The organism is Streptomyces sp. NBC_00775 (genome assembly GCF_036347135.1).
Taxonomy (GTDB): domain Bacteria; phylum Actinomycetota; class Actinomycetes; order Streptomycetales; family Streptomycetaceae; genus Streptomyces; species Streptomyces lutosisoli.
In genome coordinates this window covers 1,967,234-1,989,413 of record NZ_CP108938.1, presented here as the reverse complement: position 1 = coordinate 1,989,413, position 22,180 = coordinate 1,967,234, and the positions used below count along the sequence as shown (strand labels likewise).

Sequence of the window (22,180 nt, the reverse complement as noted above, 5' to 3'; positions counted from 1 at the left end):
CCTTTACGGATGCCACGATCTGCGGTACGGGTCAGTCCGCGTCCGTTGCGGCAGATTCAGCCTCCGGTAGCGCCGGATAGTCGGTCGGGTAGAGCCCGGCCGCGAAGCCGTACACCACATCGCCCGCGCGCGGGAGTTGCGCGTAGTCGTTGGCGAGCTCCAGGACCCGCATCCAGAACTCGTGGGCCTGCTCCCGCGGGATCCGCACATGCCGCACGATCGAGGAGAGCTGATCCGCCTGGTGCGCGGCGGCCGACTCGGCCGCGGCCGTGGCGAGATCGTTGTTGCAGTAGGGCGCGTCGACCCCGTCGGTGGGGCTGACCGTGCCGACGCGGAAGATGCGCGCGGTACGGCCGTAGTAGCGCTCGTCGATGGCCCGCACCCGGCGGGTCCGCACGACTTTCAGCAGCTGGGCGTCGACCAGGACGCTTACGTGGTGCGCGACCGTGCTCTTGGGGCGGCCGAGTGCGGCGGCCAACTCGCTCACCGTCGCGGCGCGTTCGAGGAGCAGCTCAAGGATGTCGTTGCGCAGGGGGTTGGCCAGCGCGCGGAGCTGGGCCGGGGCCGTCACATCGGTGACGTCGGCGAGGTCGTGGTCGGGGAGGTCGTGGTCGGTGAGACGGTGATTGTTCGACACTCTTGGATTATTCTAGAGTTCCGGATCGTTCGCTACCCACGGGCAAGGGGTTGGGCATGGCAGAGGTCGTACTGTTCCATCACTCGCAGGGACTCACGCCCGGAGTCGCGGCTTTCGCCGACGAACTCCGCGCGGTCGGCCACACCGTCCACACGCCCGACCTTTTCGACGGGCGCACGTTCAACTCCCTCGAAGAGGGCCAGGGCTACGTCGAGGAGCTCGGCTTCGGCGAGATCACCGAGCGCGGCGTCCGCGCGGCCGAACTCCTGCCGCAGGACGCCGTTTACGCCGGTTTCTCACTCGGCGTGCTGCCCGCTCAGAAGCTGGCGCAGACACGGGCGGGCGCACGGGGCGCGCTCCTGTTCCACGCCTGCATCCCCGTCTCGGAGTTCGGTGCGGCATGGCCCAACAGTGTGCCGGTGCAGGTGCATGCGAAGGAAGCCGATCCGTTCTTCGCCGAGGACATCGACGCCGCCCGCGCGCTCGTCTCCGATCGCGCCGATGCGGAGATGTTCCTGTATCCCGGAGACCAGCACCTGTTCGCGGACAGTTCGCTGGCGTCCTACGACCCGGATGCCGCCAAGCTCCTGACCCAGCGGGCGATCGAGTTCCTCGGCTCGCGCTAGGTTGTCGGCGGGTCATGCGCAAAGCCAGAGGCGCAGGGCTGCGACGGTCACGGTGCCGTAGAAGACATACGCCCTCTTGTCGAAGCGCATGGCCACTGTCCGGTTCGCCTTCAATCGGCTGATCAGCTGCTCAACTTCGTTTCTGCGGCCATATCGTGCCGCATCGAAGCCGGTGGGCCTGCCGCCGCTGCTGCCACGGCGCAGGCGGTGGGCCCGCTGATCACGGCGTTCGGGGATGGTGTGCCCTTGGAATAGATCATCTAGCGCGACGGAGGCCCCGTAGTAGTCGCCGGAGTAACGACCGGCCAGGGAGGACGGGCCGCCCACTGTTCGTCCGTCATGTCCGAGTCGTAGGCGCGGACACGGTCGGGCCGGCTTCGATTGTTGGCCGGGGTACCTCCGGGGTGCGGAGCGGTTGTCGATCCTCGGTGAGCTGATCCATGATCAGCGGTTTCGATATGCCGGATCGCCGGGATCCGCGCTCGGCAGGCTGACCATCCGCTGACGCAGCACGCGAGCCTGGCCGCTCGCGCAGGATGTGGTCGGCGTCGGTGTTGCGCTGGAGGTTCTCCGATGGCGCGGCACTGGGTGAAGTTGCTGCGGTCCCCGCGCAGCCATTGCCCCTCAGGCGGTGAAGCGGCTCTGGATGTCAGGGCGCGCGGCGAGGTGCGGGGGATAGCCCGGGCCGAGGCGTGGGTGGGTGTCCTCGGCTGTCATCGGTTCCTTGCAGGAGGCGCAGACGACCTCGGCGTCGCTCTCGTGGCCGCAGCGGTCATGGTGGAAGACCACCGGAGGTCCCTGCTCGTCGCTGAGCCAGCGATTGCCCCAGGCGTTCATGGCGGCCAGCACGCCGAAGAAGTCGCGCCCCTTCTCGGTGAGGACGTAGTCGTAGCGCACCGGCTCGTGCTGATAGGCCTGCTTCTCCATCAGGCCCTCATCGACCAGGCGGCGGAGCCGGTCGGTCAAGGTGTTGCGGGCGATGCCGAGCTCCTGCTGGAACGCGTCGAACCGCTTGATTCCGTAGAAGGCCTCCCGTAGGACCAGTGGCGTCCACCAGTCCCCGAGCATGTCCATCGTGCGCGCGACCGAACACGGCCAGTTCGCGAAAGAGGTCCGCCTCATGACCTCAGCCTATAGGTCTCACGACAGGACTTAGCATTTCGAGCCCTTTGATCCGCAACACGGCCGCGCCGGGCCGGGCCGCGCCGCGCCGGTCCGACGCCGCACCGGCGGATGGCATCTTCGGGAGTTCGGCTACCGGCCCGGTTCGCGTTCCATGTCACGGACCAGATCGAGGGCGCGCCCCAAGGTGGTGAGCCGGGCGTCCAGCGTTTCACCGGCAGGGTAGAAGCGGACGGTGTCGACGCCCGCGTCGCGCCACACCCGCAACCGGTTGCGCACCATCTCCTCGGTTCCGATGAGGGTGGTGCCCAGCACCATCTCGTCGGTGACCAGTCCGGCCGCGCCGTCACGGTCGCCCGCCTGCCAGCGTTCGTGGACCTCGGCGGCGACCTCGGCCCAGCCCTGCCGGCTGTATGCGTTGTTGTAGAAGTTGGTGCTCGCCGAGCCCATGCCGCCGAGACTGAAAGCCAGTTCCTTCTTTCGGCCGGCCACCATCGCCCGCAGCGCGTCCTCGTCCTCGGCGAAGGCCACCTCGGCGCCCTGGCAGATGTCGAAGTCTGCGCGTGCGCGGCCGGAAGCGGTGAGGCCCGCGTCGATGTGGTCGAAGTAGGCCTCTTTGGCCCCCTCGGGCACGAAGCTGGTACCGAGCCACCCGTCGGCAATCTCGCCGGTCAGCCGCAGCATCTTCGGTGAGAGGGTGGCGAGGTAGATCGGGATGTCATGCTCGGCGCGCATGGACAGGCGCATGGGTCTGGCATCCCCACCGGGCAGTGGAATCTGGAACTCCCGCCCGGCGTAGGAGACTTTCTCCCCTGAGGCGGCCTGCCGCACAATCTCGACGGTCTCCCGCATCCGTGACAGCGGCCGGTCGAAGGGCACACCGTGCAGCCCTTCGATCACCTGAGGACCGGATGGGCCAAGTCCCAGCAGGAAGCGCCCCTGGGAAATCTGCGAGAGGGTGATCGCCGCTCGGGCGATGGCTGTCGGTGTGCGGGTGGCGAGCTGGATGATCCCGGAGCCCAGCAGCATGCGCTCCGTCCGGGCCGCGAGATACCCCAGCGGCGATGGCGCCTCCGATCCCCACGCCTCCGCCACCCAGCAGATGTCCAGGCCCAGCTTCTCCGCTTCGACGACGAAGTCCACCGTCTCCGGCCAACTGCCCCCGGATGCCTCGATCGTGGTCGATGTGCGCATCACAGACTCGCCTTTCCGGACTCTTCAGCAGTCTTCTTGATCGCCGCGAGGGTGTCGCTGATGTTGGTCTCGAACTCCCGCATCCGTACGAAGACGATCTTCTGTTCCTTCTCCGGCATCCGGTCGATGGCAAACGAAAGACCGGAGCGGCCCGGTCCCATCTGCATCCACTGCCGCAGCAGCGTGCCGCCGTCCTGGGGCTCGAGCGTGAACCGCCAGATCGCCGAAGGCTGCTCGGGGTCCTCAACCGCCCAGGCGAACACCTTGGGTGCATCGCACTCCACGACGTAGGAGGTGGTGGCCCACTCACCGAGCGACTCGTGGCTGCTCCGGCCCACGAAGCGGGCCCCCGACGCGGGCTGGGTTGCCCCGTCCAGCCACTCCACCGACTGCAACTCCGCGCTCAGGCTCGGCATCAGCTCGATGTCGGATACCAGCGCCCATACCAGTTCCGGCGGAGCGGCGATCCAGATCTGCACCTCAACCGTCGGCTTGTCCGCATAGCCCGCGCCTGTCCACTCCATGGCCCGGCGACCTCCTCATTCATCAGTGGTGATCTCCGCAACGCGGGGATCCGAACAGTCAAGATGTGCAGATGGACCCGTATGCCACGGCCGACATCAGGACAGGCGCCCCGACCCGATAAGTCGGTCGGCCAGGGCGTCGAGTCGGTGCGCCGGGGAGCCGAGAAGCGAGCGCCTCGCACGGGCGCGCCTGAGCAGTACGTGGGACGTGTGCTCCCAGGTGAAGCCGATGCCCCCATGGGTCTGCAGGGCGTCGGCCGTCACCGCCTCGAGTGCGTCGGCCGCCGCCGCGAGTGCGGTACGAGCCGCCACTTCGGCGTCGGCACGCTCGCCATCGACGGCGTGGGCCGCCGCTTGGACGAGCATCCAGGCGGCGTCGAGTTGGACGGACCGGTCCGCGAGTACGTGCTTGATGGCCTGGAACGATCCGATCGGCCGGCCGAACTGCCGTCGCATCCCGGCGTATTCGACGGCGCCTTCCAGGGCGCGTCGTCCCGTGCCGATGAGCTCGGCCGCAAGCACGGTGAGCACCCGGGCGACCGTGTGCGCGCCGAGTGGTGGAAGCGGTTCGGCAGGCGCTCCGGTCAGCCGCAGGCTCGCCATTGGCTCGGTGACGTCCAGCGCCTCCACGGAGGTCCGGGCGGTGGCCGGCTCGGCGAATTCCACGAGGAACGGCCGCGCCGGGCCGTTGCCCTCATCGGCGAAAGCCAGCACCAACTGGGCGTCGAGGCCGAACGGCACCGCTGCCAGCACGCCGTCAACCGCCGTGTCGTTGAAGGTCAGTGATCCCGCCCGCCGGCCGGGAACCATGTCGGAAGGGAAGGTCTCCCAAGCCGGTACGGCGACGGTGGAGCCGTCCAGGACGCGGGCCAGCGCGGCCCGCGCGCCGGGACTGTCGGCGTGCTCGGCCAGCACCGCGGCGACCGTCGCGGTGGCGGTGAACGGCACGGTCGGCTGGGCCGACCCCACCCGCTCGGCCAGGACACACAAGTCCGCAACACCGCCACCCGAGCCGCCCAGTTGCTCGGGCACACCCAGACCGAGCAGTCCGAGTTCGGCGAGCGAGGCCCACAGCTCGGAGTCGAGGGTCCGAGGGATGGCATCCCACGGGGGAGGAAGCGGGTTTCCGCGGGCATGGTCCGCGAGCAACCGCTCTGCGGTTCGGCCCAGTTCGAGCTGTTCGCCGGTCGGCGCGAAGCGCATCGACGTCCTCCTCACGTCGGGGGGAGATCCATGGCGCCCAGCATTGACTAGTGAGTCTATCTACGCAACTGTTCTGGTCATTCGCTTACCGATCACACCAGGAGGTCTTGGTGGAACCGCAGGGCAGCGAGCCGGCCGACAGCTTCCGCGCTTCGGTGCAGGCATTCGTCGCGGACCTGGTCCCGTCGGACTGGCAGGGCATCGGCGCCCTGGACCCGATCGAGCGCGACACGTTTCAGGAGAAGACGCGGGCCGCGCTGGCCGAGCGCGGCTGGGTTGCCCCGGCATGGCCGCGGGAGTACGGCGGCGCCGGCCTCGGGCCAGCGGAACTGGCCGTCGTCATTGAGGAGTTGACTGCGGCCGGCGTCCCGTCCGGCTCGGACAACGACGATTTCGGCATCACCATGCTCGGCAACACCATGCTGCGCTGGAGCGACCCGAACCTGTTGCGCCGCTTTCTGCCGAGGATCGCGTCCGGCGAGTACGTCTTCGCGCAGGGCTTCTCCGAGCCGGGCGCCGGCTCGGACCTCGCTTCGCTCTCCCTGCGGGCCGAACGGCATGGCGACCAGTGGGTATTGAACGGGCAGAAGCTGTGGTCCTCCGGTGCACACAAGGCGAATTGGGCGTTCGTCCTGGCCCGGACCAACCCCGACGCCCCGGCACACCGCGGCATCAGCATGCTTCTCGTCCCCTTGGACCAGCCCGGCATCGACATCCGCCCGATCCGCAACCTCACCGGCGAGGCGGACTTCAACGAGATCTTCTTCGACGACGCGACCACCGAACTCGGCCTGGTCGTGGGAGAAGTCGACCGCGGCTGGGCGGTTGCGATGACGCTGCTGGGCTTCGAGCGCGGCGCGACCGCGCTCAGGGCTCCGATCCGCTTCCGCAACGAACTGGAGCGGCTGATCGAGTTGACCCGCGAGCGTGGGCTGCACCACGACCCGGACATCCGCCGCCGGATCGCCTGGTGTCACATCCAGGTCGAGCAACTGCGCTGCCACGGGCTGCGCACCGCCGCCACACTGATCGCCGGAGAGGAACCCGGTCCCGCCGCCGCCGCGTTCAAGCTGCTCTGGAGCGAGTACCACCAGCAGGCCACCGAGCTGGCCATGGACGTTCTCGGACTGGACGCGCTGACCCCGACCGGGCGTCCCTCGCCGAACTGGCATCGCCCGCCACGTGATCCCGCCCGCGATCGGATAGCGGATCGCGTACAGCAGCTGCCGGTGACAGTAGCCCTCAGGCCGGCCGCCCCGCCCCTGAAGCCAGGCCGGCACCGGCAACAACGGCCGGATGGCTGCCCACTCCGCGTCCGACATGTCCGACGGATACCGGCGCACCCGATCGGGACGATCGGCCGCGTTGCCGTACACGTGCGCGAGGCAATCACACGACGCGGCGGGCGAGTTGAAGTCAACGGGCTCGAGCGCGTACAACAACGACAACAGGGCCTCCGGGAACCGCTCGGAATGGGATCGCACCCCCGAGCTACCGTGAGGCCCTGCCTGCATACGCGTACCGTCGGAAGATCACCCGACCAGGAACTCCGTTCGATCCACACGTTCCAAGATCGGTTGAGATACGGCTTCTGAGTCAGTCGGTCAGCTTGCCCATCTTCCAGACGGTCATGGACTTGACAACAGTGCCGTCGCCGAAGAGCCGCAGGCCGAGGGAGTCCTGCCGGAAGGGGTAGGCGCGGGTGGTGATGGACTTGTGCGAGTTCGCGTATGCCTCGATCATCGAGCGGTCCAGGAACACATCCAGTGACAACTCTCCGTTGGAGAGCGTCAGCGGGCCTTTCTGGATGCCGAGGTCGGCGTCGACGCTGGAGTTGTTTCCGGATCGTGTTCGGTCGACACCCAGTTGTCCGGCTGGGGCGTCGTAGAACAGGCGGGTCCGCTCTTCGTCCCCGGGGCTGCGGAGCACATCGAGTCCGAAGGTGTCGGCGCTGCCCCGTTCCAGGGTCAGCTTGATGTGGAGCATGTCCCCCTTGATGTCGGCCAGGCGCGCATTGGCGTCGGCGACAGAGGTCTGTTCGCTGATGTCCAGGAGCGGTTCGCCCACGTGAAGCCGGGAGACCTCCTCGACGGGGCTGAATCCGAGGTCTCCGTCAGGGCGCATGGACAGTTGGATGGGGAGTCCGGCGTTGTGGGCCCAGCCGGCGTCGTAGTGGGCGCGCTCGGTGCGCCGGTCCTGCGCGATGCTGAAGACGAGGGAGCGCCCCTTGTCGTCGACCGTGCCGCTGGGCCCGGTGAAGTGATCGCCGTAGTCGAGCAGCCTGGGCTCGGTGGTGTCGGGCGTCCAGCGGCGCGCCTGGGCGTCCCAGGTACCGACCCAGTAGTAGACGTACTTGCTGCTGTACTCGCCGGGGCCGTCGGGGAAGGCCGGGTTGACGAGCAGCGCCCGTCGCTGGCGGCCCTGGGCGTCCTTGCCGATGGGCAGGAAGGTGGGAAGCTCCCAGACCTGGCCGGTCTTGGGGTGGGCCGCCACGTCACCGACCATCAGAGGCCCCGAGTAGGTCCAGTCGGTGAGGTTCTTGGAGGTGTAGAGAAGCGCCGTGCCGCCGACGTTTTGCCCCGAGGTGGTCTGGACTCCCGAGCCGACCAACTGGAACCAGGTGTCGCCCTCCTTCCACACGGACGGGTCGCGGAAGTCTCCGAAGCGGACCTTCCGTCCGGCACCGACGTCCAGATCGGCGGTCTGGCTGGTCACCAAGGTCGGGTACATCTTCCACTCGACCAGGTCCGGGTCGCTGGGGTCGACAGGGCGCGCGAGTCCGACCGCTTGGTTGGGGCGCTGGGAATCGTTGCCGGCCGTGAACAGCAGGACGGGGACGCCGTTCTCGTCGAGGGTCGAGCCACCGGACCAGACACCGTCGGGCGCCACGCTTCCTGCGGTGGGCGCGAGAGCGACGGGCAGGTCGCGCCAGTGCACCAGATCCTCGCTGACCGCATGCCCCCAACTGATGTTGTGCCAGTAGGGACCGTGGGAGTTGTGCTGGTAGAAGAGGTGGTACTTGCCGTTGACCTGGATGGGGGCGTGCGGCTCGTTCATCCAGTGGTTGGGGGCCGTGAAGTGGTAGCCCGGGCGGTAGCGGTCGCCGTCGTAGCGTGAGCGATCCATGGCCATACGGGCCTCGGGGATGCTGCCCCCGGCGAATGTCTGTACATCGTGCTCGTGGCTGGCCCTCACGGACTCCGAGGTGAGCGCGCTGGTGTGGACCTTCACCTCGTCGATCAGGCCATTGAACATGTTCACGGCAAAGGTGCCGTTGATGATCGCGGGCTGGTTGTGGCGGCCGATGAGCAGTGGAACGTCGGCCTTGGCCAGGCGGGCCGTGGTGGGGATGGCGGTCTGGGCGACCTGCGCGCCGTTCACGTACAGCGTGATCGTGCCTTCGCTCGGTGCGAAGACGCCCGCGAGGTGCGCCCACTTGCCTGCGGCCAGAGCTGCCGATTGGGGGACCGCCGTCTCGTACCAGGCGTCACCGGTGCCGATGCCGAATTGCCACACGCCGTGCCGGCCGACGCCGAGCGAGAACCCTCGGTGTGCTGCCTTGTCCTGCTGGTTGACGACCGCCGAGGGCTTGCCTTCGTCGCCCCATTCGAAGGCGCGCGGTGCGACCCAGGCTTCGACGGTCATGCCGTCCGTCGGGATCTGGGTCTGCGATGCGGCGCGGGTGACCCAGGTGGAGTACCCGTCGAAGAGAAGGGCGCCGGAGAGAACGCCGTCCTCCTGTCGCTTGGGACGCCACAGCGGGTCGCTGTTCGGCTTGTAGACCGCGTTGTTGAAGACGTAGCTGATGGGGTCCGCGCTCTGGCTGACACGCTCCGTGGTTGCGGTGCCCTGGCCCTCGGAGAAGTCCCAATAGGTGGCCAGTCCCTCGAGGCCCGGATCCGGCGCCTTGTCCAGACCGACTCTCACGTCGTCCAGGTTGATGTGTCCCCAGCCGCCGGTGGCCTGGTCGACCGCAGTGATGCGCAGCTGCTCACCCAGGTGCTCGCGCGCGTCCCAGGTGACGCGGCGGTACGCCTCGTCGTCGGTTCCGGTGGCCTTGTGCAGGATGGTGCCGTCCAGGGTCGTCAGGGCGACGTAGAGCTGGTCGTCGTTGCGGCCGCCGGAAACCAGAACGCTGACCATTCCCGTGCCGGTCAGGGTGAACGGCTCGGAGGTGACGGTACCCGTGGGGGCGTCGCCGCCGCCCGCGAATCCCCACAGGTGGTAGGTGCCCTGGTGGTTGAAGCAGCAGCCCCACCCCCAGCCCGGCTGGTCGGTGACGGATCCGTTGAAGGCCGTGCCTGTGGCGGTCCAACCGCTCAGGTCGCCTGTCTCGAAGCCGGGGTTGGACAGGGTGCTCTCACTCGCGCTGGCCGGCTGCGACATGAGGGGCGTTGTCAGGCCGAGACAGACCACGAGTGCGAGCAGTATGCGTAGCAGGCTGCCCGGGGATCCTGTCCCGGATATCGCTGGTGAGCGCGTTCGCATGCAGACCTCCGATGGGGTGTTGAGGTTTGTTGAGCAGGCTGGTTCGCGTGGTTGAGTGCGGGCCCACGACACGGCCTCGAGAGCGTGGAACAGGGTGTGCCGGTGGTCAGGGGCGTTGGACGGGCACGTTGACGTCGTCGACGTTGATGTGGCCCCAGCCGCCCGTCGCCTTGTCGACGACCTCGACGTAGATCCGCTCACCGATGTGGGCGGACAGGTCGAAGGCGACTCGGCGGTACTGCTCGCCACCACGACCGGTGGCCTTGGCCAGCACCTTGCCGTCGTCGGCTCGGACGACGGCCGCGTAGAGTCGGTCGAGGTCGTTGCCGCCGGATACGAGCAGATCGACGACGCCGTCTCCGCCGAGGGTGACGGTGTCGGAGCGGAGGACGCCGACCGCGTCGTCGCCGCCTGCGTCCGGGTTGTAGCCCCACAGGTGGTGGCCGGTCGCGTCGTCTTCGGTCTCGGCCTGGTAGAACGGTCCGCCCCAGCCCCAGTCGGTGCGGGTGGTCACGCTGGCGTCGCTGAAGGTGGTGCCCGAGACGACGGTCCATCCGGTGAGGTCCCCGGTGGCGAAGTCGTGGTTGGGGAGGGCGTCGACGTCCTTCGGACGCGGCGGGTCGTAGGCGGCGGGGGCGACAGACGTGTCGTAGGCGCCGTTCATGCGCCAGACGTCCAGGGACACGACCCGGGCGGCGCCGCCCTCACTGGTCAGCCGCAAGCCGGTGGCGTCCTTTTGCGTCGGGTAGACGCGGCTGGTCAGGCTGTTGGTGCCGTTGATGTACGCCTCCAGCATGGAGCGGTCGAGCAGGACCCTCAGCGTCAGTCGGCTGCCGTCGAGTTCCACGGTCCCTCCGTGGGCACTCTTGCGTACGTCCGGGTCGAGGCTGGAGCGGCTGCGGTCGATGGAGAAGCGCCGCTTGGTCGTGTCGTAGGAGAGCAGTGTCTGCTCGCTGCCGTCGTCGCTGGCCCGAACGGTCAGGGTGATGGTTGTGGCGTCGCGCGGCTCGATGACGGCTTCGATGTCCAGCAGGTCGCCAGAGACGTCGGCGAGTTGGCGGTTCGCGTCCTTCACCGAGGTCTGGCGAATCTTGGCGAGTCGTCGGCCCCGCAGGGTGGCCGCTTCGGCGATCGGTTCGACGCCGAGGGCGCCGTCCTGGCGAAGCGAGACGCTGACGGGCATTCCGGCGTTGTGCGCCCAGCCGGCCTGGGCGTGCTGCTGTTCGCTGCGGCGGTCCTGGGTGATGCTGAAGAGCACGGACCGGCCGTCGGGAGTGACGAAGCCGGACGGGCCGGTGAAGTGCTCGCCGAAATCGAACTCGCGGGGCTTTTCGTGGTCGGGCACGAAGCGGCACGCGTCCTTGTCGAAGGTGCCGATCCAGTAGTACGTGTGCTTGACGGCGTTGGAGTTGAACGCCTCCCACCAGGGGCTGACCAGCAGGATGTGCTTGCCGGTGCGCTTGCCCGTGGGTCCGGGGAGCGGGAGGAGGACCGGCAGTTCCCACGCCTCGCCGGGCTCGGGCACCTTGGTGAGATCGTTCCAGTGCAGGGGGCCTTGGTACGTCCAGGGGCCCTCGGGTCGGCGGGCGGTGTGGACGAGCGCGGTGCCGCCGTACTTCTTGGTGACCTGTGTGCCGTCGTAGTCGACGATTCCGCTGCCCGTCAGCTGGTACCAGACGCCGTCCTCCTCCCAGACGAACGGGTCGCGGAAGTTCTCCGCCCACGCGGTGCCGGGGCCCGCCGGGAGGGCGGCCGGGGCTTCGGTGACCGGCTCGGACTTCATGGTCCAGGTGGGCAGGTCCGTGTCGCCGTCGGTCGGGTAGGAGGACACGGCGAGCCCGGTGCGCTGGCGGTAGGGCAGCCGGTCGTCGCCGCCGGTGAAGAAGAGCACGGGGCCGCGGTCGCCGTCGACGTGGGCCGAGCCCGACCAGCAGCCGTCCGGTGCGACCGAGTCCGCGGCGGGGGCGAGGGCTATGGGCTGGTCTCGCCAGTGCACCATGTCGGTGCTGACCGCGTGCCCCCAGTGGATCTGGCCCCAGTACGGGCCGAACGGATCGTGCTGGTAGAAGATGTGGTACTTGCCCTTGAAGTACACGGGCGCGTGCGGCTCGTTCATCCAGTGCCAGGGCGGCAGCAGGTGGAACTGGGGGCGGTGGCGGTCGCCGTCGTAGCGGGCCCGCTGCTGGGCCAGGTCCGGCCGGGGCACGCGATGGCCGGGGAGAGCCGCGATGGTGTCGGCGTGCTCCTTGTGCGCCGCCGTATCGTCCAGGGTGCCCGGGCGGATCGCGAGGCTGTCCATCAGGCCGATGTACATGTTGGCGTGGAACTCGCCGTTGAGCAGCGTGGGTGTGTTGTGCAGCCCGATGAGCAGCGGCTCGTCCGAGGCCAGTACGGGGGCCTTGTCCGGGGTGGTGGCGGTGCCGATCAGCCGGCCGTCGCGGTAGAGGCGCAGTTGCCGGGCGGCCGGGTCGTAGGTGGCCGCGAGGTGCGTCCACCGGCCCTTGACGGCAGGCTGGTCCGAGGCTCCCTTGACCTCGATCAGGTCGGTTCCGAAGCCGAGTTGGAAGACGATCTGACCGAAGCGGCGCAGGCCGAGCAGGAATCCGGTCTTCGCGTCCGGGTTGTGCTGGTTGACCAGGGCCTGGGGTTTGCCGTCGATGCCTTGCTCGTAGGCGTAGGGGGCGATCCACGCGTCGAGCGTGAAGCCCCCGGCGGGGTCGAGCTTGCCGGGGCCGTCGGCGGTGACGACGGTCGAGTAGCCGTCGAAATACAGTGCCCGGCCGCGCACTCCGCGGCGCCGTACGGGATCGCCGTCGGGCTTGTAGCGGGCGTCGTCGAAGACGTAACCGATGGGGTCGGCGGTGCCGGAGACCGCCTCGCGGGTGACCGTGCCGGTGCGCTCGTCGAAGTCCCAGCGGGCGGTGGGGCTTTGAGGGCTGCGCCGCTCCTGGGCGGCTGCCGGTGCGGGAACGAACGCGAGGGGAACGATGGCGCCGCCGACGGCAGCCGATACGACACTGAGGGCTGTTCTTCTCCTCATGGCTGACTCCTGAGGGTGCGCGACAGGTCTGACGCCCTGCCAAATCGGTTTAACCGGTGGCTCGGCATCGTTCGCGCGCCGCTCCTGCTAAAGCAAGAGCTAACGCATGCCGATTTACCTGGGCGTTACCTGAAGGCCGCGCAAAACGTCACATAAGGTCGGCATATCTCTACTTGATATGTCCGAGGTGTTGACACCGGGCGAAGAGCGCATCAGTCTCGTCACACCTTGCTAATCCGATTTAACAACGGAGCTGAGCCGCTGATGCCTGAACGTCGTGTGACCATGGCCGACGTCGCCCGCAAGGCAGGCGTCTCGCCGACGACCGCGTCGTTCGCCCTGTCCGGCCGCACCGACATGCGCATCGCCGACTCCTCCCGCGCACGTGTCCTGGAGGCCGCCCGGGAGCTGGGCTATCGCCCCAACGTCACCGCGCGCAGCCTGCGGACGAAGTCGACCCAGACCATCGGGTTCGTGTCGGACCAGATCACCACGACACCGTTCGCGGGGGATGTGATCCGCGGGGCGCTGGAGGCTGCCCGGGAGCGGGACCACCTGCTGTTCATCACGGAGGCGGGCGGCGACCGCGCCGCCGAGTCGTCACTGGTCCACGCGCTGCTGGACCGCCAGGTCGACGCGGTGATCTACGCGTCCATGTTCACTCGGTATGTGACTCCGCCCAAGGAGTTGTTCGGTCGCCGGGTGGTCCTGTTGAACTGCCTGGCGCCCGGCTTCGACGCGCCGTCCGTCGTCCCGGACGAGCTCGAGGCCGGCCGGGACGCGGCCCGTGCCCTGCTCGCAGCTGGTCATACCGAGGGCATCTGGGCGATCGGCGGCCACCAGGCCATCCCGGCCACGCCCGAGGGGATCATCGCCGGCAACGAGCGCATGCGCGGCCTGGAGGAGGTCCTGCGGGCGGGCGGCGCCCGCCTGGACGGTGTCGTCGAGTGCGACTGGGACACGCGGGACGGGCACCGGGAGGTCTCCGCCCTGCTCGCGGCAGGCCACCGCCCCCGGGCGCTGGTGTGCCTGACCGACCGCGTCTCCTTCGGCGCCTACCAGGCGCTCGGCGAGGCGGGTCTGTCGGTGCCCGGCGACGCATCGGTGGTCTCGTTCGATGATCAGGACATCGCGTCCGTACTGCGCCCGGCGCTCACCACGCTGAAACTGCCGCACTACCAACTCGGCCGCCTTGCCGTGGAGTTGATCCTCGGCGAGGGACCGCTCGAAGCAGTCGTACACCGTGTGCCCATGCCGCTGCAGGAACGCGCCTCCATCGGCACCCCCGCAGCGGGCTGACACCGGGCACCCGAAAACGGCTGTCCCGCCGCCCGGAGCGAAGATCCCCGGGCGGCGGGACGACCACCAAGAACAGCGACCGTCGCAACCGGTCGCATGGGCGGGTCCGGCAAGACCCGTCTCAGTGAGATGGAGGAACCTCGTGGTGTTCAGAACCAGGCGCCTCGCAGTGGCGAGTGTAGCCCTCGCGGCGGCGACCGCGCTGGTCGCCGGATGCGCGACCGGGAGTGGCGACAGCGCGTCCGGAGCCAGCGGCAACACGCTGACACTGTGGACGCACAACGCCGGCAACTCGGCCGAGCTCGACGTCGTCAAGAAGATCATCAAGGAGTTCAACGGCTCCCAGAGCACATACAAGGTCAAGCTCCAGGCGTTCCCGCAGAGCGACTACAACAACTCCGTCGTGGCCGCCGCCTCGGCCCACAAGCTGCCCTGCCTGCTGGATGTGGACGGCCCCAACGTACCGAACTGGGCCTGGGGCGGCTATCTGTCCCCGATCGACGTCTCCGGCAGCCAGGTACCGTTGTCCGACCAACTGCCCAGCACCGTCGGCCGCTACAAGAACAAGGTCTACGGGTTCGGTTTCTACGACGTCGCCCTGACCCACTTCGCCCGCAAGTCGGTGCTGAACAAGTACGACATCCGGATCCCGACCACCGACAAGCCCTGGACGAAGGACGAATTCGACTCCGCGCTGGCCAAGCTGAAGAAGGGCGGAAAGTTCGCGTACCCGCTGGAGATGGGCACCGGCGGCAGCGGCGAGTGGTGGCCCTACGCATACTCCCCGCAGCTGGAGAGCTTCGGCGGCGACCTGATCGACCGCGACGGCTACAAGACCGCCTCGGGCACCCTCGACGGCAAGAACTCCCAGGAATGGGCGACCTGGTTCCGCTCGCTGGTGGCCAAGGGCTACATCGCGAAGAAGTCCGGAGCCGACCCGAACAAGGACTTCCTGGCCGGCAAGAGCGCCATCCAGTGGGACGGCAGCTGGAACGCGGCCAAGAACGCCGACAAGCTCGGCGACGACCTGGCGATCATCCCGCCGGTCGACTTCGGCAACGGGCCCAAGATCGGCGGCGCCTCCTGGCAGTGGGCCATGAGCTCCACGTGCTCCAACAAGGCCGGCGCGCAGGCGTGGCTGAAGTTCTCCCGCCAGACCAAGTACTTCGTCGACTACGCCAAGGCCACCGGCACCCTCCCCGGCACCGACGCCGCCGCGAAGCAGGTCGAGGGTTACCAGCCGGGCGGGAAGTTCAATGTGCTCGTCCAGTACGCGCGCAAGTACGCGGTGGTGCGCCCGGTCACGCCGGCCTACCCGTACATCTCCACCGAGTTCCAGAAGGCGGCCCAGGACATCCTGGCCGGTGCCGATCCCAAGAACGCTCTCGGCCAGGCCGCGAAGGACATCGACAACAACCTGAAGACGAACAACAACTACGCCGGCTGACCCGCCCGCCCCGCCCCGGTCCGGTTCGGGCCCCGACCGCGCCTCGCTGCGCCGCCTGAACCGGACCGGCTCCCTCTGGAGCTACCGTGACCACCATGATCGCAGCCCTTGAACGGCTGCGTCCGGTCCGGCGAACCCGAACGACGCACGCCCGTCGCCGTGAGAGCCTCACCGCCCTCGGCATGGCCACCCCGGCCGTCGTGCTGCTGATCGTCTTCCTCGTCGTACCGGTCGCCCTCGCCTTCGCCCTGGCGTTCACCGACGCGAGGCTCATCTCGCCCACTCCGGCCCGCTTCGTGGGCCTGAGGAACTTCACCCTGCTCTTCCAGGACCCGGTCTTCTACAAGTCCCTGCGCAACACGGCCTACTTCGCCGCCGTCGTCGTCCCGCTCCAGGCCGGGCTCGCGCTGGTGCTGGCGCTGTTGGTCAACGCGAAGGTGCGCGGCGTCAACTTCTTCCGCACCGTCTACTTCCTGCCGGTCGTCACCTCGATGGTGGTCGTGTCCCTCCTGTGGACCTTCCTCTACCGGCAGGACGGCCTGGTCAACCACGTGATCTCAGGACTCACCCTGGGGCATGTCCACGGCCCGGACTGGCTGGGCGACCCGGCCACCGCCATGCCCGCCATCATCCTGATGTCGGTCTGGCAGGGCGTCGGCTTCCACATGATCATCTGGCTGGCCGGCCTGCAGACCATCCCCGCCGAGCTGTACGAGGCCGCCGACCTGGACGGGGCCGCCCGCTGGCACCGCTTCCTCCATGTCACCTGGCCCGGACTGCGCGCCACCCGCACCTTCGTGCTGGTCACCATCACCATCGCGGCGTTCAGCCTCTTCACCCAGATCAGGGTGATGACGCAAGGAGGCCCGCTCGACTCCACCACCACCGTCGTCTATCAGGCGGTGCACACCGGCTACGACCAGCAGCAGACCGCGTACGCGGCAGCGATCTCGCTGGCCTTCTTCGTGCTCGTGCTGAGCGTGTCCCTCGTCCAGCGATTCCTGACCCGGGAGAAGGACTGACATGACCTCCTTCCTCAAGCATCTCGGCGGTCACGCCGGCCGTATCGTCCTGACCCTGGTCTTCGCGCTCCCACTCGTCTTCATGCTGGTCTCGTCCTTCAAACCGGACGACGAGATCTTCAGCGACTTGGGCTCCCTGCGTGCCTTCCTGCCAGTCGGCGCCCTGTCACTGGACAACTACACCGCCGTGTTCCAGCGCGTCCCGGCGGCACGGTTCCTGCTGAACTCCGTGCTGATCTCATCCATCACCGTGGTACTCGGCATCATCGTCAACAGCCTGGCCGCCTTCGCCCTGTCACGGATGCGCTGGCCCGGCCGGAAGCTCGTCCTGACCGCGATCATCGCCACCCTCATCGTGCCGTTCGAGACTTTCGCCCTGCCGCTGGTGTGGTGGGTCAACCAACTGCCGCTGCTGCGCATCAACGGCTTCCACCTGGAGTGGACCACCGGCTGGCTGGACACCTACCAGGTGCAGATCGTGCCGTTCGTCGCCAACGCCTTCTCGATCTTCTTCTTCCACCAGTACTTCCAGAGCATCCCCAAGGAACTGGACGAGGCGGCGGTCATGGAGGGCGCAGGCTGGTTCACCATCTACCGCCGCATCGTCATGCCGCTGTCCGGACCAGCCGTCGCCACCGTCGCCATCCTCACCTTCCTGCCCGCCTGGAACTCCTACCTTTGGCCGCTCATGGTCGTGCAGAGCGAGAACCTGCGACCGGTGATGGTGGGCATCTCCTACTTCTTCCAACTGAACGTGGGCTGGGGCCAGATCATGGCCTACTCCTCCATGATCACCGTGCCGATCCTGGCCCTCTTCGTGGCTTTCCAACGGTCGTTCGTCAACAGCATCGCCTCCACCGGCGTCAAGGGCTGACCACGCTCCGTCGACCTCCACACCGAAAGGACCCCTGCGTGTCCGTCATGCCCGCAGACCCCCACCTGCCCGTCGCGCACCTGCGCCCGCCCCGCAACTGGATCAACGACCCCAACGGGCTCGCCTTCCACCACGGCCACTACCACGTGTGCTTCCAGCACAACCCATACGGACCCGAGCACGCGAACATGCACTGGGGCCACTTCCGCAGCCCGGACCTGATCACCTGGGAAGAACTTCCCCTCGCTTTGACCCCCACGCCGGGCGGCGAGGACGCCGACGGCTGCTTCTCCGGCAACGCGATCTCCGACGGCGACCGCATGGTCGCCTTCTACTCCGCCTTCCGCACCGACCGCTGGGCACAGCCGGTCACCACCGCCGAGTCCCGGGACAACGGTGTCACCTGGACACCGCGCGGCAGCCTGCTCATCCCCGAACCGCCCGCGGGCGCCACCATGTACCGCGACCCGTACGTGTGGCGGGAAGCCGGCCGCTGGCGCATGCTGGTCGGCTCCGCCCAGGCGGGCGGCCGGGCGGCGGCACTGCTCTACGAGTCCGGGGACCTGGAACAGTGGAAGTACAGGGGGCTCTTCCTGGACCGGGCCCCGCAGCCGGTGGCGCCGGGCGCCGACACGGGGCTGGGCTGGGAGTGCCCCCAGTACCTGCACGCGGACGGACGCGGCGCGCTGCTCCTCGGCGCCTGGGACCCGGAGCTCGGACCGCGCCGCACCGTGGTCTACCCCGGGCGCGAACAGGCCGGCCGCTTCCTCGCCGGCGATCCCGTTCTGCTCGACCACGGGCCCGACTTCTACGCCCCGGCGCTGCTGCCCGCCCCCGACGGCCGATGGTTGCTGTGGGGCTGGTCGTGGGAGGCCCGCGACCCGAAGTGGGTACGGGAGAGCGGCTGGGCCGGGCTGCTGACAATGCCGCGCGAGGTGACACTCGCCGAGGACGGCTCCGTACGACAGCGACCGGCCGCGGAACTCCTCGCGCTGCGCGACGAGCGCGCGGTGACCGCTACCGGCGAGACCGCCGGAACGGCCGTACTGGGAACGGTGGGCCCGAGCTTCGACCTGACGGCCCGTCTGGAACCCCGCAGTGCCGGGAGTGCCGGGACGGCGGGCAGACTGCGGCTGGTGACCTCCGCCGACGGCACCGAGTACCTCGACATCAGGATCGACACTGCCGCCGGTGAGCTCGTCGTGGACCGCGACCACGCCTCCCTCGACCCGCGCGCACACGGCGGGACGTACCGCGTCCCCTGCCCCGAGGCGAGTGCGGTGTCCGGCGCCCCGGTCGAACTGCGCCTGGTGGTGGACCGCTCCGTCGCCGAGCTCTACCTGCCGTCGGGCCGGGCGTTGACCTTGCGGTTCTACCCAACCGGCGGCGCTCCCTGGCGGATCGAGGCCCATGCCGGAGGCGAGGGCAGCCTCGGTTACACGGTCGGAGCCTGGAACCTGCGGCCGTACACCATGCGGTACACGGCCGACTCCAACGCCCAGTCCGCGCTCCCGGACGCTGGCCTCGTCCGCCCCTGATTCTGTTACCGCCTCCACGGCCCTCGGGCTCGGGCTCCCGGCATCCAGTGCACGATCACTCCGGTGCACTGGGCGCTCGGCGAGATCGGGCGCCGGGGCGATTGCAGAGGGACGTCAGCTGCGCCAGCCAGCCGGGAACCCGCGGAGTCGGCTCGCACGACTCCGCCGCTGCTGGACAGGCATGGGACCTACTGTAACCGGCTGCTGCAGGCCGACCGGAAGTAGACGCTTGGGCGTCAGTGACTGGTGACGACCTTGCCGAAGTGACCGCCTTGCTCCATGTAGGACGCTGCGGTGGGGGTTTCCTCGAAGGGGAAGACGCGGTCGCAGCCCCGACTACATCCTGGGGAACCACATCCGGCATCCCGCCCCTTTCACAAGACCGCCCACCTCGGCGGGGGCCCGCCTCACACCGGGGACAGGCCCTTACGCGCCTTGACAACCCCGGCCCCCATGGGTGCGGCTTTATGGAGGATGGCGGCGGGATGGGCCCCGGCATACCGTGACGCTCGTCCTGGCGGTACATCAGATGCCTGCCGGCCCGGGTGCGGCCGGGAACGGGCGGGGCGCCCGCACACGCTGCGCGCGAGGCCGTCGATGGTATGTGGAAGCGGGTTCTCACGGCTCCGCGACCGATTCGGGCGCGAGCCCGCCGGGGCGTTGAGCACTCGGGCACAGTTTGACGGCACTTGTTCGGGCGGCACCGGGGCCTTCGGGGTATCACCAGGACTTCAGCCGGGCCGCGTCACGCTGGACCGGGGCCCGCGCCACATCGGAGTCCTCCGCATGAGGACTCCGATGTGGCGTCATGTTGCTGCTCTGGGCTGCTCAGTGGCTCAGGCAGACGCGAGCTTCTGAATGCGCGGATGGTTCTCCAGGGCCCAGCGCACGGTCTTCGGCGGGCGTCCGAGCAGGGTCTCCAGCTGGTCGGTGGTGCCGCGGTAGCCGCCGCCGCCCATAAGCCGGGTCAGGGTCTTCAGGTGCTCCGCAGTGTGCGGGATCGCGGCCAGGGCGGTGTCCACGTAGGTCTCGTTCCAGGTTTCGACGTCTTCGGGAACGTAGGTGACCGGGCGTCCCAGCACGGCCGCGAAGTCCTCCGCGAACCCGTGCATGTCCTTCGCTTCCGGACCGTTCAGTTCGTAGGACTTCGAGATGTGCGGCGCCGGGTCGGCCAGGATCTTCGCGCACACCTCCGCCACGTCGTAACCCGCGATGGGCGCGAGCCGGTGGTCGCCGAAAGGCAGACGCAGTTCACCGCGGCTCAGCGGCTCCAGCGCCAGCCAGGTCATCAGGGGGTTCTCGACGAACATGGCCGCCCGTACGTTGACGGCCGGGAGGCCGGACCACTCCAGCACCTGCTCGGCGACCCAGTGGGCCCGCTGCTGCGGCGACCAGTTCGCGACGAGTCCGCCCAGCCACGCACGCCGCTCTTCCTCCGGCGCGGTCAACTTCTCGAACGTCATGAACGACTGCTCGTACTCGGACATGTTGACGAAAACCTCGATATCGCCCTGGGCCCGCGCCGCCGCGGCCATCAGGCTGACGGCGTCCGTGTAGTACGGCGACAGGCTCATGCTGAAGTAGATGCGCCGGACGCCCTTCAGCGCGGCGCTCACGTCGGCGATGGTGAGCAGGTCCCCGACGAACACCTCGGCCCCGGCCTGGCGGAGCGAATGCGCGCGTTCGTCGTCCTGGCGCACGAACGCGCGCACCGGGTGCCCTTGTTCGAGCAGCATGTCGACCATCGTCCGGCTCACACCACCGATTTCGCCGGCGGCACCGGTGATCAGGATGGGATTGCGCTCTGGCATCAATGTGTCCTCTGTCTGGTTGTGTCTGGTTGCGTCTGGTTGGGGTGAGTCAGCGAGTCAGTGAGTCGGTTGTTCACAAAGCCGGGGCCGACAGTGGGTGTCGGCGACCGTTTTGGGCTGCTTGAGGTGCGAGGAGCGCCTTGCACGGCGTACGGAGGTCCGCTCGAAGCACTTCCTGAATGCAGGCCAGGGTCTCTAGCAGGACTCCCGGGCCGCGGAGGATTTCCAGTCGCCCAGCTCGATGGCCGCCTGCGCGTGAGCCGTGGGCTCTGCTGTGTCCGGACGGTGCCGGCCAGGCGGATTCGGCGGAGGGTCATCGGGGTGCGGGGCCGTCGATGTGGGCGAGGAAGTCGAGGAGTGCGGCGTTGACCTCGGCGGGACGTTCCTGCTGTGTCCAGTGCCCGCAGCCCGGCAGCACCACCAGGTCGTGCAGTTGAGGCGCGATAGCGGTCAGCGGGTTGTCCGACCCGCCCTCGCCACGGAACATTTCGCTCAGCGAAGGGCCCCCGTCCGGGCCGCGCAATGAGGTGACCATGTCGCGGTCTCCCACCACGTACAGCGCGGGGACGTCGATACCGCGTCCCCGGAACGGCGCGAGCAGTTCGCTGTTGCGTTCGATGTTCCGGTACCAGTTGAAGGCTCCAGTGAACGCCCGCTCGCCGTGCAGGGCGAAGTCCTCGGCGTACACCTGAATGTCCTCCTCCGTCAGCCAGTCCGGGAGAGCCGGCGACTCCGGCATGGTGTCCAGGAGGCCCAGACCGTCGGGTATGACCAACGGGCGGGGTTCGCTGCCGAGCGGGTTGTCGCCCGAGGCACCGACCAGGAGGCGGCGCAAGGCGTCCGGGATGTCCTTGGCGAACTCCGCGTCGGCGACTCCCGGTTGCTGGAAGTACACCTGGTAGAAGCCCTCGCCGTACTGGGCACGAGTGATCGAGGGCGGGACCATTCCGCCCGGCAGAATGGGCGGAATGCTGAGCCCGGCCACTGCGCGGACCTTGTCCGGGCGCAGCATCGCCGCGGTCCAGGCGACGGGTGCACCCCAGTCGTGGCCCACCACGACCGCCTGCTCCTCCCCGAGCTCCTCGATCAGGGCGATCACGTCGCCGACGAGGTGGAGCAGGGTGTACGACGCCACGTCCGGCGGCTGCTCGCTGCGGGCGTAGCCGCGCTGGTCGGGGGCGACGACCCGGTACCCGGCCGCCGCCAGCGCCCCGAACTGGTGACGCCAGGAGTACCAGCTCTCCGGCCAGCCGTGCAGCAGCAGGACCAGCGGCCCTTGCCCCTGCTCGGCGATGTGCAGCCTGACCCCGTTCACGTCGACGAAGCGGTGGGTGAGCGGACTTTCCACGAGGAGC

At 68.6% G+C, this 22,180-nt stretch carries 15 protein-coding genes and 4 pseudogenes; 7 read left to right on the top strand and 12 right to left on the bottom strand.

The window, feature by feature from the left end; all coding sequences use genetic code 11:
• Positions 1-31: 31 nt before the first annotated feature.
• Positions 32-637, bottom strand: coding sequence for an ArsR/SmtB family transcription factor (locus OIC96_RS09045; RefSeq protein WP_330308378.1), 606 nt, complete (start codon positions 635-637; stop codon positions 32-34).
• 56 nt (positions 638-693) lie between these two features.
• On the opposite strand from OIC96_RS09045, the gene OIC96_RS09040 reads away from it, so the two are divergent.
• Positions 694-1,263 (top strand): dienelactone hydrolase family protein, encoded by a 570-nt coding sequence (locus OIC96_RS09040; protein WP_330308379.1) that lies wholly within the window; start codon positions 694-696, stop codon positions 1,261-1,263.
• A gap of 12 nt (positions 1,264-1,275) precedes the next feature.
• Here OIC96_RS09040 and OIC96_RS09035 read toward each other — a convergent pair.
• The 5 genes and pseudogenes from OIC96_RS09035 to OIC96_RS09015 all read right to left on the bottom strand — a co-directional run.
• A pseudogene (locus tag OIC96_RS09035) lies at positions 1,276-1,506 on the bottom strand (IS5/IS1182 family transposase); the annotation flags it as partial.
• 381 nt (positions 1,507-1,887) lie between these two features.
• Positions 1,888-2,385: a winged helix-turn-helix transcriptional regulator gene (locus OIC96_RS09030; protein ID WP_330308380.1), complete on the bottom strand. Its 498-nt coding sequence runs from the start codon at positions 2,383-2,385 to the stop codon at positions 1,888-1,890.
• A 132-nt stretch (positions 2,386-2,517) separates the two neighbouring features.
• The gene (locus OIC96_RS09025; protein WP_330308381.1) at positions 2,518-3,579 is read right to left on the bottom strand and encodes an LLM class flavin-dependent oxidoreductase; all 1,062 of its coding nucleotides are present in this window, start codon (positions 3,577-3,579) and stop codon (positions 2,518-2,520) included.
• Positions 3,579-4,103, bottom strand: coding sequence for an SRPBCC family protein (locus OIC96_RS09020; protein WP_330308382.1), 525 nt, complete (start codon positions 4,101-4,103; stop codon positions 3,579-3,581). The genes OIC96_RS09025 and OIC96_RS09020 overlap by 1 nt, the downstream gene beginning before the upstream one ends.
• A 96-nt stretch (positions 4,104-4,199) precedes the next feature.
• Complete coding sequence (locus tag OIC96_RS09015) at positions 4,200-5,306, bottom strand: acyl-CoA dehydrogenase family protein (RefSeq protein ID WP_330308383.1); 1,107 nt, start codon at positions 5,304-5,306, stop codon at positions 4,200-4,202.
• A 50-nt stretch (positions 5,307-5,356) separates the two neighbouring features.
• On the opposite strand from OIC96_RS09015, the pseudogene OIC96_RS09010 reads away from it, so the two are divergent.
• Positions 5,357-6,421 (top strand): annotated as a pseudogene (locus OIC96_RS09010) (acyl-CoA dehydrogenase family protein); the annotation flags it as partial.
• Positions 6,422-6,520: 99 nt separating this feature from the next.
• Here OIC96_RS09010 and OIC96_RS09005 read toward each other — a convergent pair.
• From OIC96_RS09005 to OIC96_RS08995, 3 genes and pseudogenes are all read right to left on the bottom strand, one after another.
• Positions 6,521-6,628: pseudogene (locus tag OIC96_RS09005) on the bottom strand (IS5 family transposase); the annotation flags it as partial.
• 274 nt (positions 6,629-6,902) lie between these two features.
• Positions 6,903-9,692: a GH32 C-terminal domain-containing protein gene (locus OIC96_RS09000; protein WP_330308384.1), complete on the bottom strand. Its 2,790-nt coding sequence runs from the start codon at positions 9,690-9,692 to the stop codon at positions 6,903-6,905.
• Between the two features lie 208 nt (positions 9,693-9,900).
• Positions 9,901-12,834: a GH32 C-terminal domain-containing protein gene (locus OIC96_RS08995; protein WP_330308385.1), complete on the bottom strand. Its 2,934-nt coding sequence runs from the start codon at positions 12,832-12,834 to the stop codon at positions 9,901-9,903.
• A 264-nt stretch (positions 12,835-13,098) separates the two neighbouring features.
• Here OIC96_RS08995 and OIC96_RS08990 point away from each other — a divergent pair, with 264 nt between their 5' ends.
• The 5 genes from OIC96_RS08990 to OIC96_RS08970 all read left to right on the top strand — a co-directional run bounded on the left by OIC96_RS08990 (position 13,099) and on the right by OIC96_RS08970 (position 19,014).
• The gene (locus OIC96_RS08990) at positions 13,099-14,133 is read left to right on the top strand and encodes a LacI family DNA-binding transcriptional regulator (RefSeq protein ID WP_330308386.1); all 1,035 of its coding nucleotides are present in this window, start codon (positions 13,099-13,101) and stop codon (positions 14,131-14,133) included.
• A gap of 169 nt (positions 14,134-14,302) precedes the next feature.
• Positions 14,303-15,580 carry an extracellular solute-binding protein gene (locus tag OIC96_RS08985; RefSeq protein ID WP_330308387.1) on the top strand — a complete coding sequence of 426 codons (1,278 nt, stop codon included), beginning with the start codon at positions 14,303-14,305 and terminating at the stop codon, positions 15,578-15,580.
• 95 nt (positions 15,581-15,675) lie between these two features.
• Complete coding sequence (locus OIC96_RS08980) at positions 15,676-16,602, top strand: carbohydrate ABC transporter permease (RefSeq protein ID WP_330308388.1); 927 nt, start codon at positions 15,676-15,678, stop codon at positions 16,600-16,602.
• Between the two features lies 1 nt (position 16,603).
• The gene (locus OIC96_RS08975) at positions 16,604-17,476 is read left to right on the top strand and encodes a carbohydrate ABC transporter permease (RefSeq protein WP_330308389.1); all 873 of its coding nucleotides are present in this window, start codon (positions 16,604-16,606) and stop codon (positions 17,474-17,476) included.
• A 47-nt stretch (positions 17,477-17,523) separates the two neighbouring features.
• Positions 17,524-19,014 (top strand): glycoside hydrolase family 32 protein, encoded by a 1,491-nt coding sequence (locus OIC96_RS08970; protein WP_330310344.1) that lies wholly within the window; start codon positions 17,524-17,526, stop codon positions 19,012-19,014.
• A 236-nt stretch (positions 19,015-19,250) separates the two neighbouring features.
• On the opposite strand, the pseudogene OIC96_RS49855 reads toward OIC96_RS08970, so the two are convergent.
• The 3 genes and pseudogenes from OIC96_RS49855 to OIC96_RS08960 all read right to left on the bottom strand — a co-directional run.
• A pseudogene (locus OIC96_RS49855) lies at positions 19,251-19,328 on the bottom strand (hypothetical protein); the annotation flags it as partial.
• 522 nt (positions 19,329-19,850) lie between these two features.
• Positions 19,851-20,825 carry an NmrA family NAD(P)-binding protein gene (locus OIC96_RS08965; protein WP_261691482.1) on the bottom strand — a complete coding sequence of 325 codons (975 nt, stop codon included), beginning with the start codon at positions 20,823-20,825 and terminating at the stop codon, positions 19,851-19,853.
• 313 nt (positions 20,826-21,138) lie between these two features.
• Positions 21,139-22,173, bottom strand: a complete 1,035-nt coding sequence (locus OIC96_RS08960) for an alpha/beta fold hydrolase (RefSeq protein ID WP_330308390.1) — start codon at positions 22,171-22,173, stop codon at positions 21,139-21,141.
• Between the last annotated feature and the right edge of the window lie 7 nt (positions 22,174-22,180).

What these genes read in the sequence shown, in the direction of transcription:
- OIC96_RS08990 (WP_330308386.1), top strand. Translation starts at nt 13,099, where the DNA reads ATGCCTGAACGTCGTGTGACCATGGCCGACGTCGCCCGCAAGGCAGGC.
- OIC96_RS08980 (WP_330308388.1), top strand. Translation starts at nt 15,676, where the DNA reads ATGATCGCAGCCCTTGAACGGCTGCGTCCGGTCCGGCGAACCCGAACG.
- OIC96_RS09015 (WP_330308383.1), bottom strand. Translation starts at nt 5,306, where the DNA reads ATGCGCTTCGCGCCGACCGGCGAACAGCTCGAACTGGGCCGAACCGCA.
- OIC96_RS08965 (WP_261691482.1), bottom strand. Translation starts at nt 20,825, where the DNA reads ATGCCAGAGCGCAATCCCATCCTGATCACCGGTGCCGCCGGCGAAATC.
- OIC96_RS08970 (WP_330310344.1), top strand. Translation starts at nt 17,524, where the DNA reads ATGCCCGCAGACCCCCACCTGCCCGTCGCGCACCTGCGCCCGCCCCGC.
- OIC96_RS09040 (WP_330308379.1), top strand. Translation starts at nt 694, where the DNA reads ATGGCAGAGGTCGTACTGTTCCATCACTCGCAGGGACTCACGCCCGGA.
- OIC96_RS09030 (WP_330308380.1), bottom strand. Translation starts at nt 2,385, where the DNA reads ATGAGGCGGACCTCTTTCGCGAACTGGCCGTGTTCGGTCGCGCGCACG.
- OIC96_RS08975 (WP_330308389.1), top strand. Translation starts at nt 16,604, where the DNA reads ATGACCTCCTTCCTCAAGCATCTCGGCGGTCACGCCGGCCGTATCGTC.
- OIC96_RS09000 (WP_330308384.1), bottom strand. Translation starts at nt 9,692, where the DNA reads ATGTCGCAGCCGGCCAGCGCGAGTGAGAGCACCCTGTCCAACCCCGGC.
- OIC96_RS09020 (WP_330308382.1), bottom strand. Translation starts at nt 4,103, where the DNA reads ATGGAGTGGACAGGCGCGGGCTATGCGGACAAGCCGACGGTTGAGGTG.
- OIC96_RS09025 (WP_330308381.1), bottom strand. Translation starts at nt 3,579, where the DNA reads ATGCGCACATCGACCACGATCGAGGCATCCGGGGGCAGTTGGCCGGAG.
- OIC96_RS08995 (WP_330308385.1), bottom strand. Translation starts at nt 12,834, where the DNA reads ATGAGGAGAAGAACAGCCCTCAGTGTCGTATCGGCTGCCGTCGGCGGC.